The sequence below is a fragment of the Alkalilimnicola ehrlichii genome (assembly GCF_003399765.1).
In the GTDB taxonomy this organism is placed as follows: domain Bacteria; phylum Pseudomonadota; class Gammaproteobacteria; order Nitrococcales; family AK92; genus AK92.
In genome coordinates this window covers 41,585-54,830 of the sequence record NZ_NFZV01000017.1, presented here as the reverse complement: position 1 = coordinate 54,830, position 13,246 = coordinate 41,585, and the positions used below count along the sequence as shown (strand labels likewise).

The 13,246-nt window shown below is 58.7% G+C and carries 12 protein-coding genes; 5 read left to right on the top strand and 7 right to left on the bottom strand.

Annotation, left to right across the window (positions count from 1 at the left end):
- Positions 1–6: 6 nt before the first annotated feature.
- The 5 genes from CAI21_RS15420 to CAI21_RS15400 form a co-directional block, all read right to left on the bottom strand.
- Positions 7–1,212 (bottom strand): uroporphyrinogen-III C-methyltransferase, encoded by a 1,206-nt coding sequence (locus CAI21_RS15420; protein WP_116303108.1) that lies wholly within the window; start codon positions 1,210–1,212, stop codon positions 7–9.
- A 15-nt stretch (positions 1,213–1,227) separates the two neighbouring features.
- The gene (locus CAI21_RS15415) at positions 1,228–1,998 is read right to left on the bottom strand and encodes a uroporphyrinogen-III synthase (RefSeq protein ID WP_181919465.1); all 771 of its coding nucleotides are present in this window, start codon (positions 1,996–1,998) and stop codon (positions 1,228–1,230) included.
- 80 nt (positions 1,999–2,078) lie between these two features.
- On the bottom strand, positions 2,079–3,005 hold the full coding sequence (gene hemC / locus CAI21_RS15410) for a hydroxymethylbilane synthase (protein ID WP_116303142.1): 927 nt from the start codon (positions 3,003–3,005) through the stop codon (positions 2,079–2,081).
- A gap of 96 nt (positions 3,006–3,101) precedes the next feature.
- On the bottom strand, positions 3,102–3,836 hold the full coding sequence (locus CAI21_RS15405) for a LytR/AlgR family response regulator transcription factor (protein WP_116303106.1): 735 nt from the start codon (positions 3,834–3,836) through the stop codon (positions 3,102–3,104).
- Positions 3,817–4,797: a sensor histidine kinase gene (locus tag CAI21_RS15400; RefSeq protein WP_258868103.1), complete on the bottom strand. Its 981-nt coding sequence runs from the start codon at positions 4,795–4,797 to the stop codon at positions 3,817–3,819. The genes CAI21_RS15405 and CAI21_RS15400 overlap by 20 nt, the downstream gene beginning before the upstream one ends.
- A gap of 306 nt (positions 4,798–5,103) precedes the next feature.
- On the opposite strand from CAI21_RS15400, the gene argH reads away from it, so the two are divergent.
- The gene (gene argH / locus CAI21_RS15395) at positions 5,104–6,501 is read left to right on the top strand and encodes an argininosuccinate lyase (protein ID WP_116303104.1); all 1,398 of its coding nucleotides are present in this window, start codon (positions 5,104–5,106) and stop codon (positions 6,499–6,501) included.
- A 47-nt stretch (positions 6,502–6,548) separates the two neighbouring features.
- On the opposite strand, the gene CAI21_RS15390 is transcribed toward argH, so the two are convergent.
- Positions 6,549–7,418, bottom strand: a complete 870-nt coding sequence (locus CAI21_RS15390) for an undecaprenyl-diphosphate phosphatase (RefSeq protein ID WP_116303103.1) — start codon at positions 7,416–7,418, stop codon at positions 6,549–6,551.
- A 242-nt stretch (positions 7,419–7,660) separates the two neighbouring features.
- A complete protein-coding gene (locus tag CAI21_RS15385) occupies positions 7,661–7,981 on the bottom strand; it encodes a hypothetical protein (protein ID WP_116303102.1) in 321 nt (106 codons plus the stop codon).
- 130 nt (positions 7,982–8,111) lie between these two features.
- Between CAI21_RS15385 and CAI21_RS15380 the strand changes: the two genes are divergently transcribed.
- The 4 genes from CAI21_RS15380 to CAI21_RS15365 all read left to right on the top strand — a co-directional run bounded on the left by CAI21_RS15380 (position 8,112) and on the right by CAI21_RS15365 (position 13,175).
- Positions 8,112–9,131, top strand: a complete 1,020-nt coding sequence (locus tag CAI21_RS15380; protein WP_116303101.1) for a PDC sensor domain-containing protein — start codon at positions 8,112–8,114, stop codon at positions 9,129–9,131.
- Positions 9,132–9,133: 2 nt separating this feature from the next.
- Complete coding sequence (locus CAI21_RS15375; protein WP_147305141.1) at positions 9,134–11,284, top strand: sensor domain-containing protein; 2,151 nt, start codon at positions 9,134–9,136, stop codon at positions 11,282–11,284.
- Positions 11,285–11,498: 214 nt separating this feature from the next.
- Entirely contained in the window at positions 11,499–12,119 is a 621-nt protein-coding gene (locus tag CAI21_RS15370) for a PRC-barrel domain-containing protein (protein WP_181919464.1), read from the top strand.
- A gap of 294 nt (positions 12,120–12,413) precedes the next feature.
- A complete protein-coding gene (locus CAI21_RS15365; protein WP_116303098.1) occupies positions 12,414–13,175 on the top strand; it encodes a hypothetical protein in 762 nt (253 codons plus the stop codon).
- The last annotated feature ends 71 nt before the right edge of the window (positions 13,176–13,246 follow it).

Sequence of the window (13,246 nt, the reverse complement as noted above, 5' to 3'; positions counted from 1 at the left end):
TCCTTATCAGTCCTGTTCGGTGACCGGTTCCAGCAACGCTCGAAGATCGGGCAATGCAGGACGGATACGCTGCCCGGCCAGCTGCTCGATCTCCTCGAGTGCTTCGCTTACACGGGGATCCTCAACATCGTAGTAGCGCGTCAACCATTCGCCGGCCTGCTCTAGGCTGCGCCGATACAGCTCGGCATTACCTTCGAGCAGGGCAAGGCGCGCCGTCATCAGGCTAAGACGTAGATTTTGGTAGAGAAAATACCGCTCCTCAGGCGCTAACAACGGCACCGCCGTGCGATTGCGCTCGACGATAACCAACTGCCCCAGGCTGTCGGTAAAACGATCCCAGGCCCGGCTCAAGGCCTCCCGCCAATTATCGGCCTCGTCCGTCTCCGCCGGCGTCGGCTCGGGTTCCAATGGCTCTCCTTGATGGGCGATCGGCAAGCCTTCTAAACCGTCGATCAACGTTTCCAGGCGACGAGCGAACGCATCGGTATCGGGAATCTCCACCTGAGCCAAGCGGCGCGAGGCACGGCTAATCGCTTGCTGTTGCTCAAAGGCTCCCGTGCCCAGGTTCGCAAGCAGATCGTCAGCCAGCTGCAAGGCATCGGCAGCGGCGCTTATGTCCTCATGAAAGCGCAGCCGGTGGTCTGCGATACGGGCAAGATAAGCCACTTCACCACGAATCCAGTCTTCGCGATAAGCCTCGGCCATATCGTCGATACGCGCCATACGCTGGTGGAGAGCCTGGTGAGCGCTTTCCAGCCCGGAGACCTGCTCCTGCAAACGAATAACTTCTCTGTCTGCTACCGAGCGGTCTTCCGTTAAGGCGGACATCCGCGCCCGTAATTCGGACGTTTCCTGTACCGCACTTTCGACGCGACCCTCGAATGCGCTCAGCTCGGCACTGCTTACCAGGCCCGTTTGCGCCGATTGCAGCCGCTGTAGCTCGCCCCAGAGGTAATAACCGCCGCCCGCAACGGCTAGCGCCACAAGCAGCGCGATCGCCAGCGCTAGTGCACCGAGCGCACCGCCTCCGCCTTTGCGCTCGCCGCCGCTTTCCGCCGGCCGCTTGGCGCCCTTAGCCGATTGCGCACGACTACCGGCCTCTTTGGCACCGGCGTTCTGTTCGCTTCCCCGTGACGGGTCCGGGATTGCTGTTTTCTGCGTGCCTTCGGCGCTATCCTTATCGCCGATGTCCTTGTCGTTGTTATCAGCCATGGTGTCCCGATTCCTTTAGTCGTTCTCGTTGAGCAGGGCATCGGTCAGTCCGTTATCGCCGGGCGAAGCTGCCAAACGTATCGGCCCCGACCATCCCCGCCGACGCGCGGCAGCGATCAAACGTTCGCTGACGGTAACCAATCCGTAGCTACGTAGCTCGTCGGCGGCGTCTCCAACCATCCGCAATAAGTTACCAAGCCCTTCTTCGCTGGTGACGATCGTCCAGCGCCGTTCGCACGCGCGCCAGGCCATTAACGCGGCTCGCACGTCAAGGTCCGGCTGTAGGCGCTGATACACTTCGACAAACCGCACCCGGGCACCTCGCTCCTTTAAGGTATCGCCCATCAAGGCACGGCCGCCGCGCCCCCGAAAAATCAAAACCCGATCGCCCATACCAACCGCGAACTCGGGCATATCGAGCAACGCTTCGGTGTTAAAACCGGCCTTGGGCTTACACGTTACCCGATATCCGTGCTTACGCAACTCGTGAGCCGTTCCGGTTCCTACTGTGGCAAGCCGCGCTTGCGGATTCAAACGTAAACCGCGCTCGTCCAGTAACTCGAAACCATAGCTTACGGCGTTTCGGCTAGCGAAGATAATCCAGTCGGCAACGGCTACATCGGCGATCGCCGCATCCAGCGCCGGCGAGGCCGCTACCGGGCCGATCAATAGCGTCGGCAACCGTACCGGCGCAGCGCCCAGCGCTTCCAAGCGCCGGCATAAACCATCCGCCTGCGCTTGCGGGCGCGTCACCAACACCGAACAACCGGCGAGCGGCTTAGCCACGACGGTCTCCGCGCCCTCGCCGCAGGCCTCGTATCTCAAGATACAGCTGCGTCCTAACGGCATTCGAAACAAGCTGCCGATTATTCATAAAGCTCATCCAGGATTTCGCGAGCGCCATCTGCCAGCAGTGTCTCGCCCAATTGGCGCCCAAGCTCGACCGCCGAATCGGCCGCGCCGCGGATTTCCCCGCGCACGACCCGTTGGCCGTCGACCGAGCCAACCAAACCGCGCAAGTAAAGCTCGCCATTCTCCAGCAACGCGTAAGAGCCGATGGGTACTTGGCAGCTGCCCTGCAAACAAGCGTTCATGGCTCGTTCCGCCCGCACGCGGGTATGCGTGTCGGGGTGATCGAGTGGCGCGATCAAGCGATTGACGCGCTCGTCGTCTATCCGGCACTCGATCCCCAGCGCTCCTTGGCCGACCGCGGGCAGGCTTTCCTCCGGCGGCAGCTCGTAACGAATCCGGTGGTCGAACTGCAAGCGTTTAAGCCCGGAAGCGGCCAACACGATGGCATCGAACTCGCCGGCGTCGAGCTTGCCTAAACGGGTGTTGACGTTGCCTCGCAGGGTCGACACCCGCAAATCGGGCCGGCGCGCGAGCAACTGACACTGTCGGCGCAAGCTTGCCGTTCCCACGTGCGCACCGTGCGGCAAATCCTCGACTCGCTCATAGCGCGGCGAGACGAAGGCATCGCGCGGGTCTTCCCGCTCAAGGATCACGGGCAAGTGCAATCCTTCGGGCAGCTCGGCCGGTACGTCTTTCATGGAATGCACCGCAATGTCGGCGCGGCCCTCATACAGCCCTTCTTCGAGCTCTTTCACGAACAACGCTTTGCCGCCGATTTTCGCCAGGGGCGCATCGAGGATCTTATCGCCGCGCGTACTCATCCGGACTAACTCGACATCCAGGCCGGGGTGAAACGTCTTTAGCAAACGCGCAACGTGCTCGGCCTGCCAAACGGCGAGCGGACTTTTACGAGTGGCGATACGAATGAGCTCTGTCGGCATGTAAACCTCTATCGGGCGCAGTGGACCATAGCCGGAAACGGCTGCCATAGGATGCCATGAGAGCGCCTTCGGTTCACCCGTAACGCTGCCGCAAGATTACAACCCCATCCGCCGCAAGGTACTACGCAGCTCCGGCACTTGGCGGCGGCTCACCTCCAAGCGGTCCGTGCACCCTCGCAGCAATAGATAATAGCGTCCGCCGGACTTCTCCATCCCCGTCAGAAAATGGGGATTCACCAACGCATTACGATGAATACGCAAGACTTTATCGCCGAAAACCTGCTCTAAGCTCCTCAATGAATCCTCGATCAGGTCGCTACCGTTTAAGTGCTCGACGGTGACATACTTCTGATCGGCCTGAAAATAGCGAATCTCCTCCAGCGGAATCAGCTCCATACGGCCCCGGCGGCGGCATAAGATGTGATCGCGTGCATCGTCGGCATCGAGCGTTCCCAACGCATCCAGCTGGGCACGGTTTAAGCGTCGCGCCTTACCAAGGGCCGTTGCCAAACGCTCCCGCCGAACCGGCTTTAGCAGATAATCGACAGCCTGCGCATCGAAGGCGTCCAGCGCGTAGTCGCCATAAGCGGTCACGAAGATCACTGCCGGCGGCTCCGCTAAACGGCCAAGCTGTCTCGCGGTCGCCAAGCCGTCCATACCAGGCATTCGAATATCGAGCAGCACAACCTCAGGGGCGGCTTGCTCCACCGCCGCCAACGCCTCGGCGCCGTTACCGGCGTCGGCCACAACATCGTGCTCGCCGAGAGCCTCTATCAGGCTTCGCAACCGCGCCCGGGCGGGCGCTTCGTCGTCAACGATCAGTATCTTCATCGGGCTTGCTCACATAGGGCAGTACAAGTTCAACGCGATACTCTCCGGCTTCGGCAAGCGCCGTTAGGTCGGCCTTCGGCCCCAAGGCGAGCCTTATCCTCTGCCGGGTATTGTCCAGTGCCATTCCCAACCCGGAACGCCGTCGATGCCGCGCCGGCGGCAGCGGATTGGACAGGCATAGTCGAAGCCGAGCGCTCTCCATAGCCCCCGAGATACGCACCGTGCCGCCTTGCACATGCGGCTCGATACCGTGGTAAACGGCATTCTCCAACAACGGCTGTAAGGTCATCGGCGGCAGCAGGGCGTCCTCCGGCAGACGCTCCGTCGCCCACTCGACCTTCAGGCGATCGCCTAAGCGCAAGGCTTCCAGTTGCAGATAATCCCGCGCTAGTTCGAGTTCGTTACGTAAGGGAACCAAACGATCGCTGCGACTTAAACTGGCCCGGAAAAGATCGGCAAGATCCTCCACTGCCGCTTCGGCCTGGGCCGGTGCCTGCGGAATCATAGAAGCGATTGTGTTCAGGCTATTAAAGAGAAAATGCGGTCGAATCCGCGCTTGCAGGGCATCGATACGCGCTGCTGCCTCGCTCTCTAAACGACGTTTCCACTGATGCTGTACATAGAGATAACGCAATGCCACAGCCGCAATGATGGCCGTCACGGTCAGGCTACGCAGCATAAAATCGATACGGACCGCAGTACCGGCATAAGGCGCGAACAACCAATGGCCGACGCCGCTAACGGCAAGCGCCATCAATAAAATAAGAGCGTAGGCGGCTAACGCACCGCCGACCATACCCCAGCGCGCCAACCAAGTTCGCAGCAAACACAAAAGCGCGGCACTACCGAGGACGATCCATTGCACAAAGAGGGAGACCAACCCCAGCGATTGCCAACGCTCGCCGCCGGCAGGCTCGGCCAACACCAGGATAAACGCCAATAACTGCGCCACCAGAACCACGACCAAGAGGTTGCGTACTTCGCAGAAATTGGGCAGAAAAAATCGGCTTCCCGCACTGACACTCCGTTGTTGTTATTCTTCCCACTGCCGCCGCAGAGCGCCGCCAAGGAGTTGTCGGCGCTCTGCCAAAAGAACGGTCATTATCCTCTATGCTCGGCTCCGTTAGTAGAGTATGGAACAAGGCGCAGCGACGCCCAAACTCGCCTACCTTCAACGCTCGCGCCTTCGTGCACGTTTTTCGGCGGCGCGCTAACCGCTATACTGTGCCCCCATCAAGCACCCCAAAGGCATAGCAGGGAACAGTACATGAGCGACAAGACCTCGAGCCAACTCTGGACCGGGCGCTTCACCGAAGCAACCGACGCTTTCGTCGAACAGTTTACCGCCTCCGAACATTTCGACCGCAGGCTGTATCAGCACGACATTCGCGGCTCCATCGCTCATGCGCGCATGCTGACCAAGGTCGGCGTGCTCACCGAGGACGAGCGGGACGCTATCATCAAGGGTTTGGAAGAAATTTTAGTCGAGATCGAACGCGGCGACTTCGCTTGGCTGCCGGAGCTGGAAGATGTCCATATGAACATCGAAAAGCGACTCACCGATCGCATCGGCGACGCCGGCAAGAAGCTCCACACCGGCCGCTCCCGTAACGACCAAGTCGCCACCGATATCCGACTCTACCTACGCGATAGCATTGCCCTGATCCGGCAGGAGCTGATTCGCTTTCAAAAGGGGCTGGTGGAGCTGGCCGAGCGCGAAGCGGACACCATCATGCCCGGCTTTACTCACCTACAAGTAGCGCAACCGATCACCTTCGGCCACCACATGCTCGCCTGGTACGAAATGCTGGTACGCGACCAAGGGCGCCTGGAAGATTGCGCCAAGCGTATGAACATTATGCCGCTGGGCTCGGCGGCCCTGGCCGGCACCAGCTTTCCCATCGACCGCGATTTCACCGCGGCCGAGCTAGGCTTCGACGCCCCCAGCAACAACTCGCTGGACGCCGTCTCGGACCGCGACTTCGCCATTGAATTCAGCGCTGCGGCCGCCATTACGCTGACGCATCTATCGCGCATGGCCGAAGAGATGATCATTTGGGCCTCGCCGCTGACCGGCTTTATCGAGCTGCCGGATCGATTCTGCACCGGCTCTTCGATCATGCCGCAAAAGAAAAACCCGGACGTGGCGGAGATCGTGCGCGGCAAAACGGCCCGCGTGAACGGTCAGTTGATGGCCTTGCTCACGCTGATGAAATCGCAGCCGCTGGCTTACAACCGCGACAATCAAGAAGACAAGGAACCGCTGTTCGACACCATCGACACGTTACGCAACTGCTTGCACGCGTTTGCCGATATGGTGCCGGCCCTGACCGTCAATCGCAAAACCACCTACGAAGCGGCCCGTAAGGGCTTTGCCACAGCAACCGATTTAGCCGATTACCTGGTTCGCAAAGGCGTGCCGTTCCGCGACGCGCACGAAATCGTCGGCCGTTCGGTCCGCTACGGTGTCGAGCAGGGTAAGGACTTGTCGGAAATGAGCCTGGAGGAGCTACGGCAATTCTCCGATGTCATCGCCGCGGACGTACACGATGTGCTTACGCTGGAAGGCTCCGTCGGCGCCCGCGATCACTTCGGCGGCACCGCACCGGCACAAGTCCGCTTACAGGTAAAGCGCGCTAAAGAGCGCTTGAACCAACTCGCCTAAAACCGCTCGCGCCCCGCCGCCATCGGCGCGGGGCAGGCGGCGCAGCCTTAACCCTTGATCGGGTCGATGTAGCCAAAAGCCACGACCGCCGCCAGCGCCCAGAGGTAAAACGAGAACACCTTCAAACGCGCCTTATAGAGAAAATAAAGCACCGCTTTCAACGCCACGATACCCACCAGCGCCGCGACGACAAAGCCGACGAATAAAGCGGCATAGTCCAAACCGTCCAATCCCCCGTTCGAGAAGACGCTCAACGCTTGCGCGCCGGTTGCCGCCAAAATCGTCGGGATTGCCAAGAAAAAACTGTACTCCGCGGCCCACCGTCGTTTGAGCCCGGAGAATAAGGCAAAGGTAATTGTCATCCCGCTGCGGCTTAGCCCGGGAATCAGCGCAAAACCCTGCGCAACGCCGATCACCGTGGCAGTGCGGGGGTTGAGTTTGCGCAAACTGACGGTACGCGGCTGTAAACGATCGCTTAACCAGAGCAGCACGCCGGTTAGTGTCAGTGTGCCCGCCACGACTAACGGATAGGCGAATACGCGCTCGAATCCCGCCTTCAGAGCAAAACCGACCACGGCTGTCGCAAATACCGACAGCACACACAGCAGACCGAGCCGCAGATACAACATCTCCCGGGAAGCCTTACCGCCGGCCGCCGCCCAGCTGTAGCTATCGCGCATGATCCCTCCGGTCAAGCGCAGCAAACTCGACCAGAACACCACCACAACCGATACCAGCGTGCCGACATGAACCACCAGATCGAAGAGGATCATCTCGGCGCTTTCCGGCGGCGGCAACGGCTCTCCTTGGGAAATCAGCCAGTGCTGGGCCAGTACCAGATGCGCGGTTGAACTCACCGGCACAAACATGAACACGCCCTGGATAATACCTAGTAACGTGGCGACCCATAGCGTCATCGTCACGACTCCGTACTTTGAAAGGTGGGAGAAAACGGCAATAGACTTCCCGCTGTCTTATTAAAAGCCGGCTTTGTCGGTCGCAAACATGACCGTAGCCATCGAAAAACGTAACACGTTATAAGTATGCCGCCTTACCCGTACGCCGGCGGCTTTAACCCGATCTTGTGCAGGTAGGGGTTACGTTGAAGAAATACAAGCTGCCGCTCAAGGCTCCCTTAAGGAGACACCGAACAAGCCGCTTACCCCTCTAAGCGTTCGCGGACATCCCTCGCGACCACAGCCATATCTAAAGCTTCCAATAAGGTCTGCTCAACGTCTGACTTGCTCGCACGTCGGCCCTTTGCACCTTTAATGCCCGCTGCTTCGACAAAGACCGGCGGCGTGTCGAACCGGACATCTGCCCCTTGCATACGAAAATTCACTCCGATAACAACGTCATGATGGATATATACGAGCTGCCCCAGCATTCCCTCGGTCGTTTCCTTCAAGTCTCGCAGATCGATAATCCAGGTTCGCTGCCGTGCACGTTCGGACAATTGCTTAAGGCTCAGGTGTCGCACGAGTACCGCTCTTACTTGGAAAGGGCGCCGGATTATAGAGCTTTTTGGCCGGGGCTTCCTAAGCCCTTTCGATGCACCCACCTTTTAACGACACACTGATTCATTCCCTGAGGTCTCTGCGGGAGCGGAGATGACATCGAATCGCACAAAGCGAAACACCGATGGCGGCGCAAAACAGCGACAGGGGCTCCGCCTCGGCTACGTAGTGCGCAGCATAGCTACCTTTGCGATCCTGGGCGGATTCACCTTTGCCGTTTTGCTATTCCTGGACCACGAACGCTATACCGCACAGCTGGAAACGACCCTAAGCGAAGAAGTCGAACGTTTAGATTCCGTCACCGACTTACTTCGCGCCGATATGAGCTGGATTGCAAGCCGGACACGCATACTTGCCGACTCGCCCCATATAGCGAACTTGATCGAAGCCCCCACCCGCATCAACGTACAGCAGCTAGAGCAAGAGCTACTCGACTTAGCTCGCTATATAGGGGTGTTCGAAACCATCCGCCTGGTCGACCCCGGCGGCGTCGTGCGCATACAGGTCAACTACCATAACGGAGACCCATATCTGATTCCAGAGCCGCCGCTGGCGAACTTGTCCGGCTATGCTTTTTTCGACGACACTTTGGCCCTAGAAGGGCAAGAAGTCTACTTGTCTCCTTTGGACGTAGATCGCTTTCATGGCCGTTCGCCGCAGATTCACCTCGGCACGCAAGTCACGGATGCGGACGGCGAACTGGCAGTGATTCTGCTCTTAAGCTACTCCGCCGAGATTCTCTTATCGCGGTTACAACTCGCCGCCGCCGGCCCCTACGGAGCGGTATTCATCGTTAACATGGACGGGAGCGCACTCACACCGGCGGAAGAAGTAAACGCGGGCACAACAGCATCCGCATTAATCCCGTTCTCGGATGTGTACCCGGTTGCCTGGTCGGTTATCGAACACCGAGAAAACGGTTACGTGGAGACTCCGAGAGGTTACTTCGCGTTTACCACCTTAGCTATCGACGAATTAAACGATCGCGGCCTCCTCACGCCAAGCGGGCTGGACCGCCATTGGAAAATGGTGAATGTATTCCCTCACGAGCTGTACCGGTACGCCCCCTTTCAAACGACAGATCTCACCTCGCCGATCGCGCCGGATTATTAACCTTGCTGATTGCTGTCAGTGCAGCTGTCGGTTGGCTACGAACCACTAACCTACACAACGCGACCTTACTCAGGCTGAATGAGGAACGTCTTAAACTTGCCCTGCAAGGCGCGAACGAGGGCTTATGGGACTGGGATCTAGGCTCCGACCGTTTGTACTTTTCCAAACGCTGGAAAAATATGCTCGGTTACAACGAAGAGCAACTCTCCGATAGCGCCTTGGAATGGATAGACCGGCTTCACCCCGAAGACCGGCAACGCGCTCTGGACGACCTTGACGACCACCTACAGTATGGAGACGAAGGCTACGTCAGTCGCTATCGGCTCAAGCACCGCAATGGTCACTATCTTTGGGTCGAAAGCCGTGGCCACGCGTTACGCGACCGCCAAGGCCACCCGTTTCGGGTTGTCGGCACAATGGCCGACATCAGCGATCAAGTTAGGGTAGAAGAAAAGCTGCGCCAAGCGGCTACGGTTTTCGAAAGCACCACCGAAGCCATTGTCATCCTCGACCGCGCCGGCCGTATCGCCGAGGTGAATAAAGCCTTCGAACGTATGACCGGCTATACCCGTAACGAGGTCGTCGGCCGCACCCGAACTCTGCTCTCCGACGTCGAAGGCGATCAGGCATTCTTCGCCGACATCGACCGCCGCCTGCAATCTCGCGGCACCTGGAGAGGCGAGATGAAAGCCCGCCGCAAAAACGGCGAGACGTTCCCAACCTGGCTTAATATTGCAACGGTGCGAGACCAAGAGGGGCGGTTTAAACACTTTGTCGTCGTCCTGACCGACATCAGCACCTTGAAAAGCTCGGAAGCCAAATTAAAAGCGCTGGCTCATTATGATTCGCTAACCGGCCTGCCCAACCGCTTGCTCTTAAACCTTACCCTGGAAAAAGCGCTACAGCGCGCGGAACGTCATCGACAGCGCTTGGCCTTACTCTTCCTGGACTTGGACCGTTTCAAACTCGTCAACGACACCCTCGGCCACGCCGCCGGCGACGAGCTGCTAAAGACCATCGGCCAGCGTTTACAAGCAAGCGTACGCTCGGAAGATACCGTTGCCCGCTTAGGCGGCGACGAGTTTATGGTCTTGCTGGAAGACCTCGATCAACCCGACGATGCCGCCGCCCCCGCCGAGAAGATCATCGAAGCCGTCATTCGGCCCGTTGACATACAGGGGCACTGGATCACGCCGGCAACCAGTATCGGCATCAGTATTTATCCTGACCACGCCCAAGATAGCGAAGTCCTTATTAAAGCGGCCGACGCCGCCATGTATCGTGCCAAACAAAGCGGCAGCAATAGCTTTCAGTTCTTCACGCCGGAAATGACGGAGCAGGCAGCAAGTCGTCTAGCCACCGAAGCGGGCCTCCGAGAAGCGATAGAAAAACAACGCTTCTGCGTGCTGTATCAGCCCCAGATCCGATTACACGACTTCGCCTTGGTCGGCGTCGAAGCTCTGCTCCGTTGGCAACATCCAGAGCGCGGGCTATTGGCGCCTGAGGCTTTCATCGCCGTCGCCGAAGAAACCGGCTTAACCGAACCTATCGGGGAATGGTTGGTTAACGAAACCTGCCAACAAATCATGGCATGGCGCCAGCAGCTCGACACCCCGATCCGGCTCGCGATTAACTTATCGTTACGTCAGGTCAACAGCATTCGCTTTATCGAACACCTGATTGGCAAACTACGAGCGCTAAACGTGCCGGCCGAAGCACTGAATTTGGATCTAGAGATTACGGAAAGCGCACTCGAACAGGTACAAACGGGGACAAACCGCCTACTAGAACTAAAACGCTTAGGCGTCGGCATCGTCATCGACGACTTCGGCACCGGCCATTCGTCACTCAATGCGCTGCGCCAACTACCCATCGATACGCTGAAAATCGATAGCACCTTTGTTAGAGATGCGCCCGTCTCTAGTAATGCCGCGGCCATTACGCGCGCTATCATCGCGCTTGGCCATACACTGCAACTACGCATTTTGGCCGAAGGCGTGGAAACCCAGGAACAGCTCGATTTCCTGCGCAGCGAAGGCTGCGAAGAAGCCCAGGGATATTTGTTTAGCCCTGCCGTTGGCGTGGGAGAACTTACCCAGTTGTTACACGATCCGACCAAACTCCATGCCAACCTAACAAAACTCAACCTGTAACAAAGCCCCAGCCGATCAAAGGCCTAACGCCTTACCGAAGCGCTCTTTTCCGGTGGCCGCTAAAACCTTGTATTTCCGAATATAAGAAACATCCGTTGATTTAAGCGTATCCATCCACACCTCTTGGAGGGGCGCATATTGCATGTGCAACCCAAGGTCGAGCACAGGATGTGCTGACTTCGAGACGTTTCGAGTTTCCAAGGAGGATACCTTGATGCAGGTTAAACAAACGCAATCCCGGGCTCACGGTTTTCGTCGTACGCTGCTGGCAGCCGCGGTTTCTTTCGCATTGGCCGGCGCAGGCGGCTATGCCATGGCCGAAGATCGGGCGGGATATGACGACCAGGCGGCAATGGAAGACCAAGCCGCTCAGGATCAAGCTATGGTCCAAGAAGACCAAGCGATGATGGAGGAAGACACCGCGGCAATCGGCGAAATGGACGAGCAGGAAGCCGAACAGCTGATCGGCCAGGATCTGGAAAGCCAACAGGGTGAAACCTTGGGGCAAATCCAAGGCGTCGTACGTGACGAGCAGGATCAGTTAGCGCTGGTCGTGCAGGAAGAGGGCGGCGATATGCTCGGCCTGGGCGGCGGTGCCGAACGGGTTGTACCGCTCGATCAGGTAGAGCAAACCGACACCGGTGCGGTGCTGACCACGCCGGACGAAGACCTGGCACAAATGGAAGAGTTCCAGGAAGATCAGTATGAAACGGTTGCCATGAACGGCGAGGTAGAGGAAACCGCCGAGGTCGAAGAAGACACGGCCTGGGGCGACGAGACCGAAACCCAAATGGAGACCGAGACGCAAGACTTCGGCGAACAACCTGCGGGCTAAACGCCAGTCAGGCGGCCGCTTAGGCGGCCGCCTCCCTCATCTCCTGTTGCAGCGGAAGCGAAGCATTGCTAGGCTGGGTACAGCGATGAATTCAGGAAGCGCGATGATTTACAGCTACTCCTATTATTGGCGATTTACCAGCCCCCGGTCTCAGCATGAGATCCGGACGGGAGGCTCGTCATCGCGTTGAACCCCAGAAGTTAACTGGTCAAACACAGCGGAGCGCCCCCGGATCGAGTCCGGGGGCGTTTTCGTTTAAGCCGCGTGAACGACACACTGACCAGGAGACTTCGAATGATCACCTCAGACAGCGATCGAACCCGACTCGAACAAGCACTCGCGCTACGCGACCTCAGCGATCCGGAGCAAGGCCCTCACGCGATTCAAGACATCGTTTACCTTGCCCACGAAACGCTTGCCAAGCATTGGGGCTGTCGGCGCCAGCTACACCGAGAGAGCGTTCTCACCACCCGACCGAGCACGAACAACGCGCGCACTCTGAGCTTACGTCAGCGAGCGGCAGCCTCGGCACTGGCGCTGCTGCGATCGCTCAGTCTCGACCCTCCCGAGGATGTGCTGCTTGTACTGCCCGGACTGGTTGTGCGAAACCCCAAACGGCCCTCTCCCCAGGCAGCGCATCAACTCGCCCTCGTACGCCTTGTCGAACGCGAACTCGGGGGTATCGAACTGGCCGAGATGGTGCAAAAGACCATCAAATCCGTGCTCCCTAAACAGCCTTACCGCCTACTCCCCATTGCCGACGACGATACCCTCAACAGCATGCAGATCGATGCGCGCGATGGCCGCAACTGGATGCCGATAGGCCGCTGCGGGCGCATCAAACCGGCATCGCTGCATAATTGCGGTATAAACCCGAACACGCATTCGGCGCTACTGTTAGAACTCGAACTCGACGACATCGTGGCTCTTCGCAAGAGCCTGCCGGATATCGCTCTGTTGCGGAGCGAAAACGCCGACGTCGCGCAGCAAATGCTTAATTTAGAACCGTACGAAGCTATCGGCGAAGAGGCGCGGAAAACGGCGCAGGTCAGCTAATCGCCGATGGGTCCGGGCGCGGCGGCGCTTTACCGCCGCCGGGGACATCCCCAAAGAAGATTAGGACGCCT